At 67.7% G+C, this 19,834-nt stretch carries 21 protein-coding genes; 15 read left to right on the forward strand and 6 right to left on the reverse strand.

Annotation, left to right across the window (positions count from 1 at the left end):
• Positions 1–358: 358 nt before the first annotated feature.
• From P3L18_RS28425 to P3L18_RS05525, 3 genes are all read right to left on the reverse strand, one after another.
• The gene (locus P3L18_RS28425; protein WP_346348420.1) at positions 359–658 is read right to left on the reverse strand and encodes a hypothetical protein; all 300 of its coding nucleotides are present in this window, start codon (positions 656–658) and stop codon (positions 359–361) included.
• A gap of 104 nt (positions 659–762) precedes the next feature.
• Positions 763–1,545 (reverse strand): enoyl-CoA hydratase, encoded by a 783-nt coding sequence (locus P3L18_RS05520; protein WP_276113531.1) that lies wholly within the window; start codon positions 1,543–1,545, stop codon positions 763–765.
• Between the two features lie 65 nt (positions 1,546–1,610).
• Positions 1,611–2,717 (reverse strand): enoyl-CoA hydratase/isomerase family protein, encoded by a 1,107-nt coding sequence (locus P3L18_RS05525; RefSeq protein ID WP_276113532.1) that lies wholly within the window; start codon positions 2,715–2,717, stop codon positions 1,611–1,613.
• A gap of 338 nt (positions 2,718–3,055) precedes the next feature.
• Here P3L18_RS05525 and P3L18_RS05530 point away from each other — a divergent pair, with 338 nt between their 5' ends.
• From P3L18_RS05530 to P3L18_RS05570, 9 genes are all read left to right on the forward strand, one after another.
• Positions 3,056–3,580, forward strand: a complete 525-nt coding sequence (locus tag P3L18_RS05530) for an MSMEG_0572/Sll0783 family nitrogen starvation response protein (RefSeq protein ID WP_006371625.1) — start codon at positions 3,056–3,058, stop codon at positions 3,578–3,580.
• 34 nt (positions 3,581–3,614) lie between these two features.
• Positions 3,615–4,505: a carbon-nitrogen hydrolase family protein gene (locus P3L18_RS05535; protein WP_276113533.1), complete on the forward strand. Its 891-nt coding sequence runs from the start codon at positions 3,615–3,617 to the stop codon at positions 4,503–4,505.
• Entirely contained in the window at positions 4,498–4,794 is a 297-nt protein-coding gene (locus P3L18_RS05540; RefSeq protein WP_079928626.1) for an MSMEG_0570 family nitrogen starvation response protein, read from the forward strand. Before P3L18_RS05535 ends, P3L18_RS05540 begins: the two co-directional genes overlap by 8 nt.
• A 24-nt stretch (positions 4,795–4,818) precedes the next feature.
• On the forward strand, positions 4,819–6,105 hold the full coding sequence (locus P3L18_RS05545; protein WP_276113534.1) for an MSMEG_0569 family flavin-dependent oxidoreductase: 1,287 nt from the start codon (positions 4,819–4,821) through the stop codon (positions 6,103–6,105).
• A gap of 36 nt (positions 6,106–6,141) precedes the next feature.
• Positions 6,142–7,197 carry an MSMEG_0568 family radical SAM protein gene (locus P3L18_RS05550; RefSeq protein ID WP_079928622.1) on the forward strand — a complete coding sequence of 352 codons (1,056 nt, stop codon included), beginning with the start codon at positions 6,142–6,144 and terminating at the stop codon, positions 7,195–7,197.
• A gap of 4 nt (positions 7,198–7,201) precedes the next feature.
• The gene (locus tag P3L18_RS05555; RefSeq protein ID WP_079928624.1) at positions 7,202–8,659 is read left to right on the forward strand and encodes an MSMEG_0567/sll0787 family protein; all 1,458 of its coding nucleotides are present in this window, start codon (positions 7,202–7,204) and stop codon (positions 8,657–8,659) included.
• 43 nt (positions 8,660–8,702) lie between these two features.
• Positions 8,703–9,554, forward strand: coding sequence for a carbon-nitrogen hydrolase family protein (locus P3L18_RS05560; RefSeq protein WP_276113535.1), 852 nt, complete (start codon positions 8,703–8,705; stop codon positions 9,552–9,554).
• An 8-nt stretch (positions 9,555–9,562) separates the two neighbouring features.
• Positions 9,563–10,657, forward strand: coding sequence for an MSMEG_0565 family glycosyltransferase (locus P3L18_RS05565; protein WP_276113664.1), 1,095 nt, complete (start codon positions 9,563–9,565; stop codon positions 10,655–10,657).
• 417 nt (positions 10,658–11,074) lie between these two features.
• Complete coding sequence (locus P3L18_RS05570) at positions 11,075–11,806, forward strand: glycoside hydrolase family 25 protein (RefSeq protein ID WP_276113665.1); 732 nt, start codon at positions 11,075–11,077, stop codon at positions 11,804–11,806.
• 14 nt (positions 11,807–11,820) lie between these two features.
• On the opposite strand, the gene P3L18_RS05575 is transcribed toward P3L18_RS05570, so the two are convergent.
• Positions 11,821–12,705, reverse strand: a complete 885-nt coding sequence (locus P3L18_RS05575; RefSeq protein ID WP_079928619.1) for a LysR family transcriptional regulator — start codon at positions 12,703–12,705, stop codon at positions 11,821–11,823.
• Positions 12,706–12,781: 76 nt separating this feature from the next.
• Here P3L18_RS05575 and P3L18_RS05580 point away from each other — a divergent pair, with 76 nt between their 5' ends.
• The 3 genes from P3L18_RS05580 to P3L18_RS05590 all read left to right on the forward strand — a co-directional run bounded on the left by P3L18_RS05580 (position 12,782) and on the right by P3L18_RS05590 (position 15,287).
• A complete protein-coding gene (locus tag P3L18_RS05580) occupies positions 12,782–13,189 on the forward strand; it encodes an SRPBCC family protein (protein WP_079928618.1) in 408 nt (135 codons plus the stop codon).
• Positions 13,190–13,197: 8 nt separating this feature from the next.
• On the forward strand, positions 13,198–14,220 hold the full coding sequence (locus P3L18_RS05585) for an LLM class flavin-dependent oxidoreductase (protein WP_079928617.1): 1,023 nt from the start codon (positions 13,198–13,200) through the stop codon (positions 14,218–14,220).
• A gap of 89 nt (positions 14,221–14,309) precedes the next feature.
• On the forward strand, positions 14,310–15,287 hold the full coding sequence (locus tag P3L18_RS05590; protein WP_079928616.1) for an EamA family transporter: 978 nt from the start codon (positions 14,310–14,312) through the stop codon (positions 15,285–15,287).
• Here P3L18_RS05590 and P3L18_RS05595 read toward each other — a convergent pair.
• Positions 15,226–16,281 carry an alpha/beta hydrolase gene (locus tag P3L18_RS05595; protein WP_276113536.1) on the reverse strand — a complete coding sequence of 352 codons (1,056 nt, stop codon included), beginning with the start codon at positions 16,279–16,281 and terminating at the stop codon, positions 15,226–15,228. The genes P3L18_RS05590 and P3L18_RS05595 overlap by 62 nt on opposite strands.
• A gap of 65 nt (positions 16,282–16,346) precedes the next feature.
• Here P3L18_RS05595 and P3L18_RS05600 point away from each other — a divergent pair, with 65 nt between their 5' ends.
• The 3 genes from P3L18_RS05600 to P3L18_RS05610 all read left to right on the forward strand — a co-directional run bounded on the left by P3L18_RS05600 (position 16,347) and on the right by P3L18_RS05610 (position 19,034).
• Positions 16,347–17,639 (forward strand): MurT ligase domain-containing protein, encoded by a 1,293-nt coding sequence (locus tag P3L18_RS05600; RefSeq protein WP_079928614.1) that lies wholly within the window; start codon positions 16,347–16,349, stop codon positions 17,637–17,639.
• Positions 17,636–18,355, forward strand: coding sequence for a glutamine amidotransferase (locus tag P3L18_RS05605; protein ID WP_006371645.1), 720 nt, complete (start codon positions 17,636–17,638; stop codon positions 18,353–18,355). The genes P3L18_RS05600 and P3L18_RS05605 overlap by 4 nt, the downstream gene beginning before the upstream one ends.
• Before the next feature lie 229 nt (positions 18,356–18,584).
• A complete protein-coding gene (locus P3L18_RS05610) occupies positions 18,585–19,034 on the forward strand; it encodes a GNAT family N-acetyltransferase (RefSeq protein ID WP_276113537.1) in 450 nt (149 codons plus the stop codon).
• A gap of 40 nt (positions 19,035–19,074) precedes the next feature.
• Here the strand turns inward: P3L18_RS05610 and P3L18_RS05615 are convergent, their stop codons facing one another.
• The gene (locus tag P3L18_RS05615) at positions 19,075–19,818 is read right to left on the reverse strand and encodes a uracil-DNA glycosylase (protein ID WP_079928611.1); all 744 of its coding nucleotides are present in this window, start codon (positions 19,816–19,818) and stop codon (positions 19,075–19,077) included.
• Positions 19,819–19,834 lie beyond the last annotated feature (16 nt).

Genomic DNA, 19,834 nt, shown 5'->3' on the forward strand with positions numbered 1-19,834 from the left:
TCGAAGAGCCGAGGTTCCTGTACTTCCATACCGGGGTCGAGACCGCTCATCATCGATCTACGCCAGCCCAGGGCGATCTCGGGTCGGAGGTCAGGACCTGGCATGGCTATTCCTCTTCGTTCCCGGTGACACCGAAAGCAGTCTAGGCACGCATGCGTGACAGAAGCCACATCGGGCACCGGCTCGCGAATCGATATTGCGACTTACAGGGGCGCTCCCCGAGTCATCTTGATAGAGACCACACCAGCACTCTTTTTGATAGTCCTATCCTGAGGGACCACTCACCAAACGGGGAACGAACGCAATCCTCAGTGCTTCGGTGACGACCAAAACCCAATTCATCGACGGGGATCAGCTGTCAGACGTCGTCAAACAAGCCACCAACGCCGTCCGTTGGGCCCTCCTCGGGAACGGCCTCGATAACATCTGATCTGCACTTGGATTGTCTGAGATGCAACGAGGTAGACGCGGACGTTTCGGGTTCAGAACTGGATCTCACACTCAGTCCCGCCCGCATCACCACATAGGCGACGGTGATCTCCCCCTTCACCGAGACCGGTCGACGACCCGCCGCCACCATCGCGACATCCGGGTGTCTACTCAGAACACGATTGCTGTGACGGCGGTCGAGGATTCGGGCCGACTGGTCGGCCAACAATGTCGAGAACCGGGTGTCGTTCGTGGTGAGGACCAGTGTAGGCGCGGGCCTCGCACGGAAACGACCAACTCAGTGGAGACCCGCGAGCGGCGACGGCGTCGCGGTCACCGGTGGGTGAACCGCGGCTCCCGCTTCTCGACGAACGCTGCCATTCCCTCGGTCTGATCATCGGTGGCGAAGGTCGAATAGAACAGCGCACGTTCGGCGCGAACACCTTCGGTGAGGCTCGATTCGAAGGCCCGGTTCACCGCGTCCTTGGCCAGCGCGGTGGCGATCGCCGACTTCGACGCGATGGTCGCCGCCACCTCGAGTGCGGTGTCGAGCGCTTCCTCGGTGGGCACCACCCGCGACACCAGACCCATGCGTTCGGCCTCGGCGACCTTCATCTGCCGGCCCGTGAGTACCATGTCCATCGCCTTGGCCTTGCCCACCGCACGGGTCAGTCGTTGCGATCCGCCGATGCCCGGGATGACACCGAGGTTGATCTCGGGTTGCCCGAAGACGGCGTTCTCGCCGGCGATGATCGTGTCGCACAGCATCGCCAGCTCGCACCCACCACCCAGCGCGTACCCGGTCACGGCGGCGATGATGGGGGTTCGGCTGCGCGACAGCTCATCCCACGCGCCGAAGAACGATTCGCCGACCACCTCGGCATAGGTCTTGGACGACATCTCCTTGATGTCGGCGCCGGCGGCGAACGCCTTCTGCGAGCCGGTCAGCACGATCGCCCCGATACCCGCGTCGGCGTCGAACTCCTTGACCGCGGCGACCACCTCGGTCATCAGTTCCGTGTTGAGCGCGTTGAGCGCCTTGGGACGGTTGAGGGTGATGAGGCCGACGCGGTCGCGGCGCTCGGTCAGGATCGTCTGCGGTTCGGTGGTGCTCATGGTGACTCCTTCGTCAATGGCTTCTTCGTCAATGGCCTTGGTGGCGACGCGGACGGTGGGAAAAGTCAGGCGCCGGTGGAGGATTCGACCTCGAACGTCAGCTCGACGTCATCGGGCAGCGGCGCGAAGAACGCGTCGATCGCGGCGGCGTCGATCGTGTCGGCAGGCCGCCAGGCGGGGTTGCGGTCCTTGTCGATGACCTGAGCCCGGATGCCCTCGGCGAGGTCGGGAAACAGCAACGAGCGCAACGACACCCGGTATTCGCGGCGCAACGAGTCGGCCAGCGTCGCGTCGTGCTGCGACTCCCGCAGCGAACGCAGCGCCACCCGCAGGGCCAGTGGGCTTTTCGCGGCGATCCGCTCGGCGGTCTTCGTCGCGAAGTCCGAGCCGACGGCACGGCACCGCGCGATGATCTCGTCGACGTCGTCGGCGGCGAAGGCCTCGGCGATCCACGATCGCTGCTCGAGCAGCCCCGCGGCGGGCGGTTCGATCGAGAACTGGGCGAGCACCTCGGCGGCCGGCCGGTCGGCGAGCGCTGCGACGAGTTCGTCGAGTTTCTCGGCAGGCACATAGTGGTCGGCAAGTCCGAGGGCGATCGCCTCGGCGCCGTCGATCGGTGCGGCCGTCAGCGCGAGGTAGGTGCCGAACTGGTCCGGGACGTGCGCGAGCAGATGGGTGCCGCCGACGTCGGGCACGAAGCCGATGCCGACCTCGGGCATCGCGAGTTTGGTGCGGTCGGTGACGACGCGGGTGTTGCCGTGGGCGGAGATCCCGACGCCGCCGCCCATGACGATGCCGTCCATGATCGCGACGTAGGACTTGGGGTAGTGCGCGATGTACTCGTTGAGGAGGTATTCGTCGTGCCAGAAGCGTCCGGACGGGCTCGCCGCGGCGTCGTGGTCGTCGTGGGCGCCGCCATCGGCGTCGACGTTGCTGAGTTCGACGCCGTCGCGGTGGATGGCGACGATGTCGCCGCCGGCGCAGAGGCCTCGCTCACCGGCCCCGGAGATCACCACGGTCTCGATCGCGTCGTCCCTCGCCCACGTGTGCAGCGCGTTGTCCATGGTCAGCGCCATCTCGTGGTCGAGGGCGTTGATCGATTTCGGGCGGTTGAGTACCAGGTGAGCCACCCGCCCCCGGCGTTCCGTGCGGATCGACGCGTCGTCGGCCATCGGTTTCCTTCCCTCACGCTGTCACATGCTCGGCGCTGCTCGCCTGTCTGCAATAGTTGCATATCCTAGTTTCTCCCCGCACACAAGGTCCAGGCGCACGGGTCGGCCTACCATGGGAACAGGCATCGGTGGCGCTCCAAGTCGGCCCACGGCTGTGTTACATGAATCGGCCGATCCCTTATTCCTCCGGTAACCACCACGCAATACCCGAGGTCTGAAATTGGTGGCAGGTGATCGACCGGCCCACGCCGACTCCGATCCCCGTTCACATCCCGGGCAACGTCGCCCACCCCCTCATTCGCCGCGCACATCCACGCGCCGTCTCCACAGGAGAAGCCATGCCCGCATTCGACGAGACCATCACCGAGAACATCGCCGCCTCCCTCGCCGAGATCCCCCATCCGTCACTTCCCAAGGGCTCCAACATCTATGGCGGAACCAAGATCTTCCCCGATTACCAGGCGGAGAACGGCGAATCGTACTTCACCCTCGTCCACGGCATCGCCCACGAGTCATCGGTCTCGTTCGTCGCCGTCCTACAGGCCACCCGGGCACTGCGCAAGGGATTCGAGTCGGCGATCTACTTCTACGGACCCGGCGCCATCAATTGCCTTGCCACACGCGGATTCCCGACCACCGGCGATTCGGGCTTCCCCGGCGAACAGAACATCAACGACTCCTTGGCAACCTTCATCTCCGAGGGCGGAACGGTCTTCTGCTGCCGATTCGGGCTCGCCCTGCACGGCGGCCGCGAAGAGGACCTGATCGAGGGCGTGATCCCGGCACATCCGCTCGACGTGCAGGACGCTCTCATCCACTACGCCCGCAAGGGCGCGATCATCAACTCCACCTACATGGTGTGAGACGAGTTCCCATGCTCACCAACAGGATCAGCTCATGACGACACTTGCCGCCGTCGCGGCCAACTTCACCCGCGACCTCGAGGACAACTATCGGGTGATCGCCGACCACGTCGAACGGGCCCGAGCAGCGGGAGTCGATTTCCTCGTCTTCCCCGAGGCCGCCATCGGCGGCTACCTCTCCTCACTGGGCAATCACGGCGACACCGTCGCGACCACCAGCCGCTCACTGCCACCGGCGATTTCGCTCGACGGGCCAGAGATCGCGCGCGTTCAGGCGATCGCGGGCGACACGCTCATCGCGATCGGCTTCTGTGAACTCGCCGAGGACGGGGTCACGCGGTACAACGCCGCAGCCGTTCTCGATGGGGATCGGATCTACGGCAGCTACCGCAAGGTGCATCAACCGTTGGGCGAGAACATGTCCTATTCCGCGGGCACCGAGTACGGGGTCTTCGATACTCCGGTCGGGCGTGTCGGCCTGCAGATCTGTTACGACAAAGCCTTTCCCGAAGCCGCACGCATCATGGCGCTGCAGGGAGCCGAGATCATCGCGAGCCTCTCGGCGTGGCCGGCCGCCCGCACCGCAACGGCGGAGAACCTGCAGGAAGACCGCTGGACCTACCGCTTCAATCTCTTCGATACCGCACGCGCACTGGACAATCAGGTCTTCTGGATCGCCGCCAACCAGTCCGGGACCTTCGGTTCGCTGCGGTACGTCGGCAACGCCAAGATCGTCGATCCCGGCGGCAACGTCCTGGATTCGACGCTCCTCGGCAGCGGGATGGCCGTCGCCGAGGTCGATATCGACGCCACCTTCACCGCCATGCGCGCCGGCATGTTCCATCTGCGCGACCGACGGCCCGATGCCTACGGGCTCATCACCGACACCGAGGCAGCCGCGTGGCGGGAACCCGCTCATGCCTGAGATGACCTTCGCGGTGCGCTGGCCGGACGGGCGTGTGCAGGAATGCTATTCACCGTCGCTGGTCGTTCACGACCATCTGAGCAGCGGGCACCACTACACGGTCGCCGAGTTCCGCGCCCGCAGCCTCGTCGCACTCGGTGAGGCGGCCGAACGCGTCCGTGCCACGTTCGGTTTCGCCTGCACGTCGGCAGCTGCGACGGCCGAGGCGATCACCGTCACCGCAACCGATTTCGCCGACGACGCCGTCGTCGAAGTCCTGAGCATGCACCCGCCGCTCCCCCACCCCTGAATCCCCACATCGTTCGGAGCTCCCATGAGCACTTCCGCCCATCCCCCGCACATCCCCGTCGTCATCGTCGGCGGCGGCCAGGCCGGCCTGTCGGTCAGTTGGTATCTCGGCAACGCACACATCGATCACGTCGTCATCGAGCGCGACACACCGATGCACGCCTGGGCCGATTCCCGTTGGGACAACTTCACCCTCGTGACCCCCAACTGGCACTGCCGGCTGCCCGGTTACTCCTACGACGGCGCCGACCCCGACGGGTTCATGACCCGCGACGAGGTGGTCGCCTGGCTCGCGGGCTGGCTGGAGACCTTCGAGCCCCCGCTGCGTACCCACACCACCGTGACGCGCCTGTCCCGGATCGCCGACGACCGATTCGAGCTGACCGTGAGCGGCGACGCCGGCGACGAGGTACTCACCTGCGATCAGGTGGTCATCGCCACCGGCGGCTATCCACTGCCCGTCGTCCCGGCGTTCGCCTCATCGCTCGATCCCGTTGTCACACAAATTCATTCCGAGCAGTACCGCAACGCCGATCAATTGCCCGAGGGCGCGGTACTCGTTGTCGGGTCCGGTCAGTCCGGCGCGCAGATCGCCGAGGATCTCCATCTCGCCGGCCGCGAGGTACATCTCGCGATCGGCAACGCTCCCCGGGTCGCGCGCACCTACCGTGGACGCGACTGCATGACGTGGCTGGCCGAGATGGGCCTCTACGACACCCCGGCGCAGGAGTATCCCGGCGGAAAAGCCGCCCGGGAGAAGACCAACCACTATGTCACCGGTCGCGATGGGGGCCGTGACATCGATCTGCGACGCTTCGCACTCGAGGGCATGCGGTTGTACGGCACCCTCATCGACGGCAAGGACTCGCACCTGCGATTCGCACCGACGCTGACCGCGGCCCTCGACAACGCCGATACGGTGTACAACTCGATCTGCGCCGACATCGACCGCCACATCGCGGCCAACGGCGTCGACGCACCCCCGCCGACCCGATACACCCCGGTGTGGCAACCGGATTCGCAACCCGAGTCCCTCGATCTGGCCGACGCCGGCATCACCTCCATCGTCTGGGCGATCGGCTACCGACCCGACTACCGGTGGATCGAGGCCAGCGCCTTCGACGGGTCGGGCCGTCCGATGCAGACCCGCGGCGTCACCGAGGTACCCGGACTCAGTTTTGTCGGTCTGCCGTGGATGCACACCTGGGGCTCCGGACGATTCCTCGGCATCGACCGCGACGCCCGCCACATCGCGGAAACGATCTGCGAGGGCATCACCCGCTCCCCGCTACGCCTCGCCGCCAGCCAATAACCCCTGCTCCCTCACCCCACCGATCGGAGGACGATCATGAGCGTCTCCACCCGCGTCGACCTCGCACTGCTGGGCATCCGGGGCACGCCACCGGTCCATCGCACCGGCGGTGCCGGTCCGAGCGATGACGGTCACCTCGTCGTCGACGGACTGCACGCCGCGATCCCTCGGAACGACAACAGCCCCTTCATCTTCGACGGTGATCGCGTACTCCTCGACGGGGACGACGTCGGCGTGCAGATCACGCCGATCGGCCGGCCGAGATTCTACGATCTCGCCACCGCCGACGGCGTGCCGTACGAGCAGATCGCGAGGCTGCACGGTCAGAACGTCCTGGCCACCACCGTCGTTCAGACCTGTATCCGCTACGCCGAGGATCAACGCTGCCGGTTCTGCTCCATCGAGGAGTCGCTGCGAGCTGGTTCCACGACCGCTGTCAAGCGACCCCCCGAACTCGCCGAGGTCGCGCGTGCCGCCGTCGACCTCGACGGTGTGACCCAGATGGTGATGACCACCGGGACATCGGCCGGACGTGATCGGGGAGCACGGCATCTCGCACGATGCGTCCGCGCGGTGAAGGATGCCGTCCCCGACCTCCCCATTCAGGTGCAGTGCGAGCCGCCCGCCGATCTCTCGGTTCTGGGCGACCTGCGCGACGCCGGTGCCGATGCGATCGGCATCCACGTCGAATCCCTCGACGACGAGGTGCGACGCCGGTGGATGCCGGGGAAGTCGACGGTACCGCTCGCCGAGTATCGGGCAGCGTGGGCCGAGGCCGTCCGCGTCTTCGGCCGCAACCAGGTCTCGACCTACCTGCTCGTGGGGTTGGGCGAGGATGCCGACGAAATGATCTCCGGTGCCATGGAACTCGCCGACATGGGGGTCTACCCGTTCATCGTGCCATTCCGCCCGCAACAGGGCACCCTGGCCGTCGATGTGGATGGGGCCACCGGCCCCGACGCGGCGACGGTGGAGAAGATCAGCCGCGAGGTCGCGTCCCATCTACAGCTGATCGACATGGCCGGCAGCGACCAACGCGCCGGATGCGCTGCCTGCGGTGCGTGCAGTGTGTTGGCGAATGTCGGTGGGTGAGAACATGCTCGATCATCGGAGCCTCCCCCACGCCGCGCCACCCGCTCCCGCTCGGGGCGACCTGTCGATCCTCGCGGGCACCCCGCATCGCCGACAGTCCGGCAACGAGACCGCCCACCTGATCCACGTCGCCGACTCCCGCGCCGAGGTGGACGCCTATCGGGCTCTGCGGCGCGCCGAATTCGTACTCCGTCAGGGACTTTTCGACGGTTCCGATGCCGACGACGTCGACGACGATCCACGCATGGTGGCGTTGATCGCGGTCACCGACGACGGTGCTGTGGTCGGCGGAGTGCGGGTGGCTCCTTGTCTGGACCCCGACATCGGATATTGGGCGGGCAGCCGACTCGTCGTCGACCCCGACCGTCCGATCCGCGGTGTCGGCGCGGCATTGATCCGGGCCGCGTGCGCTTATGTGGAGACCGCGGGCGCCCTACGGTTCGACGCATGCGTCCAGGACCGTTTCGCCGGGTTGTTCACCGGACTCGGCTGGGACGATTGCGGTGCAGACGTCACCGTGCGCGGTCGGGCTCATCGCCGGATGCGCTGGCCGATCGGGCGCATCCAGCGAGCCGCCGACGCCACGAAAGCGCCACTGGCACAGATCCTCACGCCGTTCCTGGCGCAGCAGACAGGGTTGGGACCGACGGGATTTCGGGGCGACGACGGTGCGCCGGTACCGGGTAGCGATTTGATCGCGGCCTGCGATGCGATCGTGCCGTCCATGGTCGAGCGGGATCCCGAGTGGGCCGGGTGGTGCTCGGTGCTGGTCAACATCAACGATCTCGCCGCGATGGGAGCGACGCCGGTCGGTGTGCTCGACGCCGTCGGCGGCCCGACCCGGGTACACGTCGAACGGGTGGTCCGCGGTATCGCCGAAGCCGCCAATGCTTGGGGCACAGCGGTTCTCGGTGGCCACACGCAGTTCGGGGTTCCGTCGGCGTTGGCGGTGACGGCGCTGGGCCGTACGGATCGTCCGATCGCCGCGGGCGCCGGCCGCGTCGGCGACGTCGTGTCCCTGCTCGCCGACACCACCGGCGGGTGGCGACCCGGATATCACGGAAGACAATGGGACAGCACCAGTTCACGCGATCCCGAGGCGCTACGACGGATGACGGAGCTTCCGGCGCGGTTGCGCCCGCGCGCCGCAAAAGATGTCAGCATGGCCGGCGTGGTCGGCACGTTGGGAATGCTCGCGGAAGCGTCGGGGACCGGTGCCGAACTCGATGTTGCCGCGGTGCCGCGGCCTACCGAAGCCGCGATGGGTGACTGGCTCACCTGTTTTCCGGGGTACGGCATGCTCCTCGCCGACACCCGACCCGCCGACCCCGGGTCGGCCGCACCCGTGGTGTCGGCAGCATGTGGACGTCTGGTTGCGGGAGCCGGGGTACGGCTGCGCTGGCCGGACGGGGTCAGTACCGTCGCCGTGGCCGGCGGTGTGACCGGGCTCGGGGCGGCGTGAGTTGCCCATCAACCGACCACCTCACTCGGTAGGCTGAACGTCCATGACAACCGTGACACTCGGAGCTCTCGCCGCGCACTTCGGCCGCGACGTCGAGCGCGCAGTGTCCAAGGCGCTGGGCATCATCGAGGCCGCCGCACGCGACGGTGTGGACCTGCTGGTGTTTCCCGACGCGGCACTCGGCGGGTACATCGGCGATCTCCGCGCGCCCGACGTCGACGACCTGCCACCCACCCTCGACCGTGACGGACCCGAATTGGCTGCCATCGCCACCGCCGCGGGAAAGATGGTGGTGTGCATCGGTTATGCCGAGGCCGCCGATGGGGTGCGATACAACTCAGCGGTCTGTGTCAACGGTGACGGCGTGCTCGGAACGCATCGCAAGGTCCACCAGCCCGCCGGCGAGTCCCTCGCGTACACGGCCGGTGATCGGTTCGAGGCGTTCGACACCCCGATCGGCCGGCTCGGCATGCTGATCGACTACGACAAGACCTTCCCGGAGTCGGCGCGCACCCTGGCCCTCGACGGGGCGACGACCATCGCCGCGCTCTCGGCCTGGCCGGCCAGCGTCACCGACCGCGCCGCACGGCTACCCGCCGACCGACAGTCGCGCCTGTTCGACCTCTACGACAGCGCCCGCGCCGCGGAGAACCAGGTGTTCGTCGTGTCGTCGAATCTGACCGGCATCACCGGGTCGCTGCGATTCCTCGGTCAGGCCAAGGTCGTCGGCCCCGGCGGTGACATCCTGACGACCACCCGCTCCAAGGGTGGGCTCGCCAAGGTCACCGTCGATGTCGAGCACGAGATCGGCCGGGCCCGTAGGGTTCTGGACCACCTGGCCGAGTTGCGCACCGACGCCTACCGGTTGCCGAGCGATACCGAGATCAGGAGATGACGAACTCCATGCGCATCGCGCTCCTGACGTATTCGACCAAACCTCGTGGCGGGGTGGTCCACACCCTCAATCTCGCCGAGGCACTGGCCGATCAGGGCGCCGAGGTGACGGTGTGGTCGTTGGCGCGAGGAGGCGACGAGGGATTCTTCCGAACCGTGAATCCATCGGTCGCGGTGCGCCTCATCCCGTTTCCCGATCGTGAGAACGAGTCCATCACCGACCGGATCCTGCGGTCGATCACCACGATGCGTGAGCAATTCGACGCCACCGCCACCGACATCGTGCACGCCCAGGACTGCATCAGTGCCAACGCCGTCGGACGGTGCATCCGCACGATCCACCATCTCGACCAATTCACCACCCCGATCCTCGTCGATTGCCACGAGAAGGCCGTCGTCAACCCGTATGCGCGGATCTGCGTGTCACGGTCGGTCGCCGAAGAGGTTCGAGCCGGATGGGGACTGCACCCCACGGTGATTCCCAACGGGGTCGACCACGATCGATTCTCGGTCGCGATGGGTGCAGACCCGGCGGCAACGGCCGCTCGGCAAGGATGGCGGGATCGCCTGGGCCCCTTCGTGTTGGCGGTCGGTGGCATCGAACCCCGCAAGGGCAGTATCGATCTCGTCGAGGCGTTCGCGTTGCTGCGGGCTCGCGTTCCGGACCTGTCACTCGTCTTCGCCGGCGGTGAGACCCTCTTCGACTACCGCGACTACCGTGCGGAATTCGACAGGCGAGCCCACGATCTCGGGGTTGAGCCCATCGTTCTCGGGGCAGTCGCCGACGACGTATTGCCGTCGCTGGTCGCCGCGTGCGACGTCTTCGCCTTCCCGTCGACCAAGGAGGGATTCGGGCTGGCCGCCATGGAGGCACTGGCCGCCGGCCGCCCAGTGGTCGCCCGTGACCTGCCGATTCTCCGCGAGGTGTTCGGTGAGACCGTGCGGTATGCCACCGATCCTGCCGACCTCGCCGACCACCTCGCCGCCGCTCTCGCCGATCCCGATTCGCGCGTCGACGCCGGCCGCGTCCTGACCCGATCCCTCACCTGGGAATCCGCCGCGAGGGCGCACCTGGACTTCTATCGCGAACATCCGATCCGGTAGTCCGCCTGGGCCGGAACCAGCACCGTGGCAAGCGGTCTCGAGGCTCGGCGCACGCGCCTCACACCTCGACCATCGGGTGGGGAGAAGCCGCGGCGTTCCCCCCGATGACGGTCGCCGTTCCCCGATGGTCGAGGAGCCCCGCGCGAGCGCAGCGAGCCGGAGCGTCTCGAGACCACCCGAGCCAACGCTGAGATCCGAAACCAGCCTTGACACAAGCGGTCTCGAGGCTCGGCGCACGCGCCTCGCACCTCGACCACCGGGGAAACGCCCCGAATACATAGAACTCGGTCAAAACCCTTGACCGACTTGACCGTTACGGGAGTTTCCGGCCACGAGTGTGTTACAGAAGTGGCAGATGAGGTGTCAACTGAGGCGTACAGACCTATCCTGGGGCGCATGATGCGCCGTCGTCTTGTCATGTCCGCCACCGTCGCGACGGTGGTGGGTGTCGCCGGCTCACTGACCGTTGCGCCGGCTGCCGCGGCCCCGTCGGTCGGGCCGGACGTGTCGAGTTACCAGCATCCGAACGTGTCGCTGATCAACTGGTTCGCGGTGCGCGCCGCCGGCCAGCAGATCGCCATGGTGAAGGCGACCGAATCCCTCACCTATGTCAATCCGTACTTCGTTCCAGACAGCCTCACCATGCGTGCCGCCGGCCTCATCCGCGGCACCTATCACTACGCCGACCCCTCGCAATCAGCTGCCGCGCAAGCACTTTTCTACGCCGGGGTCGTGCTCGGGCAGAACGGAATGCTCGATCTCCCACCGGTTCTCGATCTGGAGAACTCCGGTGGGCTCAATCCGACGGATCTCGCCGCGTGGGTGCGCGAGTTCTTTGCCACCCTGGAGTCGCTGACCGGGCGCAAGACGATCCTGTACACCTATCCGAAGTTCTGGGACACCGCGATGGGCGGCACCACCCAATTCGACGACCACCCGCTGTGGATTGCGTCCTACAACGGCCAGGCCGCACCGGAGATGCCTCACGGCGGCTGGAGCACGTGGACGTTCTGGCAGTACACGGATTCCGGACAGCTCCCCGGCATTCCGACGCCGGTCGATCTCAACCGATTCAACGGCACCACACCGCAATTGCAGACGATGGGCAACGCGAGCGGAACGAGTACTACCGGCACACCCGGGAGCTGAGCGGGGCGAGCAGTTCAGCGGGCCACGGCGTCGGCAACCGAGCGCAGGTCGTCGACGACCGAGGCGATCGCGGCGCGCGGATGCGGCCGGGTGAATGCCTCGTACACCCGCGCCGCACGAACTCCCTTGAGCTCCAACGCGACCACGTCGGGGTGCCGGGCCGCATGCCGCGGCATCAGGGCGATCCCGTGATCGGCGGCGACGAGCGCCTCGATCGTCGTGAAGTCCAGCATCCGCTGGATCACCCGGGGTGCCACGCCGGTGAGTGCCGAGATCGATTGCAGCACATCGTCGACCGGGAATCCGCCCTCCACGCTGATCCAGTCGCGGTCGGCGAGTTCGGCGACCGCGACCCGCCGATGATCCGCGAGGTCCGAGGTGCGCGCGACGATCACGTCCAGCGGTTCACGCATCAGCTCGGTGACCGTGACCCGCGGATCGGTCAGCGTGGGCATCCGTTCGTCACGGTGGGTGACGACGATGTCGAAATCGGCCAACGCCGGTGCGGCCTCGGGATATCCGACGTCGAGATGGAAGGCGTGCACGTCGATCGCCGCCTCGGCGGCCCGCGTCAGAACATCGGGGAGCAGTAGCGTCGCCCCCGACGGGAACATCCCCAGACGGACCGAGGCGTGACCGGATCGGTACGACGCCATCTCTTCCTGCGCCCGCTCCACTGCGGCGATGACGTCCTCGGCGCGCAGCACCAGCGCGTGGCCCGCACCGGTCAGGCGGATGCGTCGGCCATCCGGTTCGAGCAACGCCACGCCGGCCTCTTCGGCGAGCACCTTGAGTTGTTGCGAGACGGCCGACGGCGTCATGTGCAACGCGTCGGCGACCGCGCCGATCGAGCCACGGTCGGCGAACTCGCGCAGCAACCGCAGTCGACGAACCTCCATGGCGCGATCCTATGACGGTGAGATCCCACGCCAGGCAAGCTCCATGCATGTCGGGCCCGGCACGCATGATGGATGAATGCGCAGTCGCCACGTAAGTCACGTCATCGCCGCCTCGCCGGATCAGGTCTACGAGTTCGCGTCCGACCCGGGCAACCTGGCGCTCTGGGCGTCGGGGCTGGCGCAGGCACCGGTCACGCGCCGAGGCGGCGACCTCCTCGTCGAATCCCCGATGGGCACCGTCACGGTGCGCTTTGTCCCGCCCAACGAGTTCGGGGTCATCGACCACGACGTGACCCTTCCGTCGGGGTCGACGGTCACCAATCCGGTGCGCGTGCTGGCCCACCCCGACGGCTCGGAAGTGGTCTTCACCCTGCGCCAACTCGACCTCACCGACGAAGAGTTCGACCGTGACGCCGCGACGGTCGCAGCGGATCTTGCCCGCCTCGCCGACCTGGTGGAACAAAGCGGACCCAAGTCCGGTTAACTGGTGTCATGAGCAAGAAGATTGGCTTCCTCTCCTTCGGACACTGGTCCCCGTCGGCCGGTTCGCAGACCCGCTCGGCCGCCGACACCCTGTTGCAATCCATCGACCTCGCGGTCGCGGCCGAAGAACTCGGCGCGGACGGCGCCTACTTCCGCGTGCACCACTTCGCGCGACAACTCGGTTCGCCGTTCCCGCTCCTCGCCGCGATCGGCGCGAAGACCGAGACCATCGAGATCGGCACCGGAGTCATCGACATGCGGTACGAGAACCCGATGTACATGGCCGAGGACGCCGGCGCGGCCGATCTGATCTCCGACGGACGACTCCAGCTCGGCATCAGCCGGGGGTCCCCCGAGCAGGTGATCGAGGGTTACAAGTACTTCGGCTACGTTCCCGCCGACGGCGAGACCGACGCCGACATGGCGCGCTCGCACACCGACGTGTTCCTCCAGGTCATCGATGGTGCGCGTTTCGCCGAGCCGAATCCATCGCCGATGTTCCCCAACCCGCCGGGACCGCTGGGCATCGAACCCCAATCACCGGGCCTGCGTGATCGCATCTGGTGGGGTGCGGGCACTCGCGCGAGCGCCGAGTGGACCGCGGAGAAGGGCATGAACCTGATGTCGTCGACGCTGCTCACCGAGGACACCGGTGTGCCGTTCCACCAACTCCAAGCCGAACAGATCCAGCGGTTCCGCGACGCCTGGAAGCTCGCCGGACACGAGCGTGAACCACGAGTATCGGTGAGCCGCAGTATCTTCCCGTTGGTCAACGACATGGACCGGGCCTACTTCGGCCGGGACCGGCACAGCTCCGACCAGGTCGGTCACATCGACGGCGGTATCGCGCGGTTCGGCAAGTCCTACGCCGAAGAACCCGACAAGCTCATCGAACAGCTCCGGGAAGACGAGGCCATCGCCGCCGCCGACACCCTGCTGCTGACGGTTCCCAACCAGCTCGGCGTCGACTACAACGCGCACGTCATCGAGGCGATCCTGAAGGACGTGGCACCGGCGCTCGGGTGGCGGTAGCTGCCCGCAAGCAAAGATGAAGCAATAACGAACGGTTACTGTAGAAGAATTCGATTGTTCTTCATCGATGTCGCCCCGACGATGGACTCATGACCACCCGCGATCGCCTGCTCGGCCTCACCGTCGTCGTCCTCTGGGGCCTCAACTTCATCGCCATCCGCGTTGGTCTCGACCACTTCCCGCCGTTCTTCTTCGCGGCTCTGCGGTTTGCGGTGATGGCCGTCCCGGTGGTGCTGTTCGTGAAGTTCCCGCGCGTGCAGATGCGATGGTTCCTGCTGTATGCAGTGGGCTTCGGGTTCGGGCAGTTCGCATTCCTGTTCCTCGCCATGAACCTCGGGATGCCCACCGGGCTGGCCTCGTTGGTCCTACAGACCTCGGCGCCGTTCACCGTGCTACTGGGCGTGTTCTTCCTGCGAGAGCGGTTGGTGCCCGCGCAGATCCTCGGCATCGCGATCGCCGTCGCCGGGATCGTCGTCATCGGCGTCGACCGCGCCGGACATTCGTCGATCGGTGTGGGCATCGTCGTCCCGATGGTGCTGACCGTGCTGGCCGGCCTGTCCTGGGCGTTCGGCAACATCGGCAGCCGTCTGGCCCAACCCGACGACGCCCTGCGGATGACACTGTGGATGTCGGTGGTGCCGCCGATCCCGTTCCTGGCGTTGAGCTTTGCCACCGAGGGTCCTCGCGCCGACCTGACATCGTTGACAACGTTGGGTTCGTCGTCCGGGCTGATCGCGCTGGTCGGCCTCACCTACGTGGTGCTGCTGGGCACGATCGCCGGGTCCGGGCTCTGGACGATGCTGATGAAGCGGTACGAGGCCAGCCGGGTCGCGCCGCTGTCGTTGCTGGTACCGGTGGTCGGGATCAGCGCTGCCTGGCTACTGCTCGGCGAGGTGCCGAGCGGGGTCGAGATCGCCGGTGCCGCACTGGTCATCGCCGGATGCGCCGCCGGGGTGTTGGCGGCGCCGCGGTCGAGGGTGCGGGCCGGCGCGGGGGCGACCTCTGTCAGAGCACCCCACGCACCACGTCGTGCATCCCCGAGACCGCTTGTCGGGCAGCGGGACTGAAGCCGAGCATGTTGACGAAGCCGTGGATCATGCCCGACTCACGTTGCAGCGAGGTGCGTACGCCGACACCGGAAAGGGCGTCGGCGTAGGCGATGCCCTCGTCGCGCAACGGATCGAAGCCGGCGACCACCACGTGGGCGGGCGGCAGTCCGGTGAGGTCATCGGCGAGCAGCGGGGAGATCCGCGGATCACTGCGCGGCACTCCGGCCGGGATGTAACGCTCGGTGAACCACTCGATGCGCTCGGCGGTGAGGAAGTAGCCGGTGGCGAACTCCTGCCGCGAACCGCCGGATCGCGTCATGTCGGTGACCGGATACAGCAGCAGCTGCAGACGCGGCGTCACCTCCTCGCCGCGCACGAGTTGGGACAGCACCGCGGCCAGGTTCCCGCCTGCGCTGTCGCCGGCGACGATGAGGCGATCGGTGTCGACACCCCAGCGCGAGGCCCCACTCACCGCGAAGCGCCACGCGGCCAGGGCGTCGTCGACGGCCGCCGGGAACGGATGCTCGGGGGCGAGCCGGTACTCGACGGACAGGACGTCGGCGCCGGTGTCGAGGGCCAACCGCCGACAGTAGGCGTCGTGGGTGGCGCGACTGCCCAGCGAGAACCCGCCACCGTGGAAGAACAGCACCAGCCCCGCCGAGGAGACCTCGGCGCGGTATCGGGTGGCCGGCAGGTCGCCGCCCGGCCCGTCGATCAGCAGATCCTCGACGACAGCGAGCGGCGGGGTCCGCTCGGCGGAGATCGCCGAGTTCACCTCGAGGTTGTGACGGGCGCGCTCGACGGTCGCGCCGCTCATGTCGCCTCCGGGCATGAGTCGCGTGGCGACGCCGGCGGCCAACATCTCCGGGGCGATGTGCTCGCCGTCGGAGTTCACCGGGCAGATCCGGGAGGCGACGCCCAGCACACCCGGCGGCAGGTGTCCGCCGAGACGCATCACCGAACGGACGGCGCGGAACGGAAGCGGAATCGTCAGCGTTGTGGCCCTACTCACGGCCGCGAGGGTACCCCGCCGAGGTCCGGCGGCACCGTCGGCGCCCCTGTGCCAGACTCGTCCCCATGTCCGACCGAGTTCCGCTGCGCACCTCGCTGGCCCTGGCGGCCGCCGCGTCCGCCCGCTGGGCCTCCCGCACCGCCGGACGCGGCAAGGGCTCGATGATCGGCGGGCTGGTCGCCGAGAAGATCGACCCGCAGATCATGGGCCGGCTCGCGGCCGGCAAGCGTACGGCGCTGATCACCGGCACCAATGGCAAGTCGACGACGACGCGGATGACCGCGGCGGCGCTTGCCGAACTCGGCGAGGTCGCCACCCAGGCCGACGGCGCCAACATGGACGCCGGGATCATCGCCACGCTCAGCCTGCAACGTTCGGCGCCGATCTGCGCACTCGAGGTCGACGAATTACACGTCCCGCACGTCGCCGACGCCACCGATCCCGAGGTGGTGGTGATGCTGAATCTCTCGCGCGATCAGCTCGACCGAGTGGGTGAGATCAACATGATCGAACGCGCCCTGCGCGCCGGCGTCGCCCGCCACCCCGACGCGATCGTCGTCGCCAACTGCGACGACGTCCTGGTCACCTCGGCTGCCTTCGATGCGCCCAAGGTGGTGTGGGTGGCGGCCGGGTCGAGCTGGGTCGGGGACTCGGTGAGCTGTCCGCGCACCGGCGAACCCATCGCGCGTGCCACCGCCGAGCCCGGCGACGGACCGTCGATATCACCCGGCGGTATCGACTGGTATTCGACCGGTGACGAGAGCTTCCGGCGCCCCACCCCGGACTGGTGGGTCGACGACAACAACATCTACGGCCCCGACGGCTTCATCGCGCCGATGACTCTCGCCGTGCCCGGCCGCGCCAACCGCGGCAATGCTACGCAGGCCGTGGCCGCGGCCGTCGCGATGGGCGCCGACCCGGCCAAGGCGGTGGCCGCGGTGCAGACCGTCGGCGAGGTCGCCGGACGCTACGGCATCCATCAGGTCGGCAACCACTCGGTGCGCACACTGCTGGCCAAGAATCCGGCCGGCTGGCAGGAAGCGCTGTCGATGATCGACCACGACGCCGACGGGCTGGTCATCGCCGTCAACGGCCAGGTCCCCGACGGTGAGGATCTCTCCTGGCTGTGGGATGTGCGGTTCGAGGCGTTCGAGACGATGACGGTGGTCGCCGCAGGCGAACGCGCCGCCGACCTGTCGGTGCGGCTGCTCTACGCGGGCGCCGAGCACACCACCATCGCCGACCCGATGAAGGCCATCGCCTCATGTCCCCCGGGACGCGTCGAGGTCCTGGCGAACTACACCGCCTTCCGCGATCTCGGCACCGCGATGGAACGCGTACGGGAGGAACGCAAATGAGCGACTCGACACTGCGCATCGGGCTGGTGCTCCCCGACGTGATGGGCACCTACGGTGACGGCGGGAACGCACTGGTGCTGCGGCAGCGGGCCCGGATGCGGGGCATCGACGCCGAGATCATCTCGATCACCCTCGACGACGAGGTCCCCGACTCACTCGACGTCTACACCCTCGGTGGCGCCGAGGATTACGCGCAGCGGCTGGCCACCCGGCACCTCACCCGCTATCCGGGGCTGCAGCGTGCGGCGGCAGCAGGCCGTCCGGTGCTGGCGATCTGCGCGGCCATCCAGGTCCTCGGCCACTGGTACGAGACGTCGGCGGGCGAACGCGTGGACGGCATCTCGCTGTTCGACCTCACCACCGCACCGCAGCAGACCCGCAGCATCGGCGAGCTCGTCACCGACCCGGTGTTGCCCGGACTCACCCAGCCGTTGTCGGGATTCGAAAACCATAGGGGCGGAAGTACTCTCGGGGCCGATGCCACCCCGCTCGGGCGGGTGCGTCACGGCGTCGGCAACGGCGTGGGCGACGGCACCGAGGGTGTGGTCGCCGGCTCGGTGATCGGCACCTACCTGCACGGCCCGGCGCTGGCGCGCAACCCTGAGCTAGCCGATTTTCTCCTCGCCCGGGCGATCGGGACCGATTCGCTTGCGCCGCTGGACCTCCCAGAGGTTAACCGGCTGCGCTCCGAGCGACTCGCCGCCGCCCGGCGCTGAGCCGTCGGCCGCACCCGGTCCGCGCCGATGCCAGAAGCGGGGCCGGCGGAACCGCGAGCAGCCCGACGCCCCGCACTGGGCGCAGTCGGTGCCCGCGCGCAGATGGTCGTGCGCCGACCGCGGATGACCGCACCGGCACACCTGATCACCACGCTGGGACATGGCCTCACCCTACGCCGCACGACGACGGCGGCTGTCGGGAATCCGCAGCCCGACGTACTGTGTCGCCATGACCACGATCTCGCCCTGCAGCGCCGACGATCACGACGACTGGCTGCCGCTCTGGGACGGCTATCTGCGCTTCTACGAGACCGACCTCGATCCCGAGATCACCGCAATCACGTTCCGGCGCATCGTCTCCGGTGACGGTATCCATGGTGCGATCGCACGTGACGACCAGCGTCGCGCCATCGGCCTGGTCCACTGGCTCGCCCATCCGTCGACCTGGAGCCCCACCGGCTACTGCTACCTCGAGGATCTGTTCGTCGCGCCGGACAGTCGCGGGTCCGGCGTCGGGCGCGCCCTGATCGACCACGTCTGCGACGCGGCACGCAACGCCGGACTCACGAAGGTCTACTGGCTGACCCAACAGCACAACGCCACTGCGCGAAGACTTTACGACGCCGTCGCCACCGACACCGGATTCGTGCACTACGAGATCGATCTCGACACCCACTGATCGACAGCCCACGTGATCGACGGCTCACCCGACGGCAGGCTCACCCGAGAGTGCGGTCGCGGGCGGGCAATCCGGCGTACCGGGCGGCCTCGACGATCACCGCCCGCAGCATCGCCGGGGTGAGCCGCCCGGTGAACGTGTTGTGCTGGCTGACGTGATAGCTGGCGAAGACCGTCAGCTCGGCGCCGTCGTCACGACGGATGACCGTACGCGCACCGTGGCCGAATTTCGTTCGGGGACGGTCGATCTGCCAGCCGAGTTCCTCGAACGTCCGCAGCCCCACCTGCCATCCGAAGCCGCCGAGCACCATCACCGAGCGCACCGTGGGCGCCAGGAGGTCCAGCTCGGCACGTAACCAGTGGGCGCATCGGTCGCGCTCGGTGGTGGTCGGCTTGTTCTGCGGCGGAGCGCAATGCACCGGGGCGGTCATGCGTACCCCGAACAACTCCATCCCGTCGTCGGCGGAGACGACGGTCGGTTGCGAGGCGAGTCCGACGTCGTAGAGCGCGCGAAACAGCACGTCACCACTCTGGTCCCCGGTGAACATGCGGCCGGTGCGATTGGCGCCGTGCGCGGCCGGCGCGAGCCCGAGGATGAGCATGCGGGAGTCGCCGGGCCCGAACCCGGGGACGGGTCGTCCCCAATAGTCCCAGTCGGCGAAGGCGGCACGTTTCTCCCGCGCCACCTTCTCGCGCCACGCGACCAGACGAGGGCAGGCACGACAGTCGATCAGCGCGGCGTCGAGGTCGGCGAGATCGCGGTATCGGGATCGTCGTCGGGCCATGCGGTACTCACCGAGC

The sequence above is a fragment of the Gordonia sp. N1V genome (genome assembly GCF_029269935.1).
Classification (GTDB): Bacteria; Actinomycetota; Actinomycetes; order Mycobacteriales; family Mycobacteriaceae; genus Gordonia; species Gordonia polyisoprenivorans.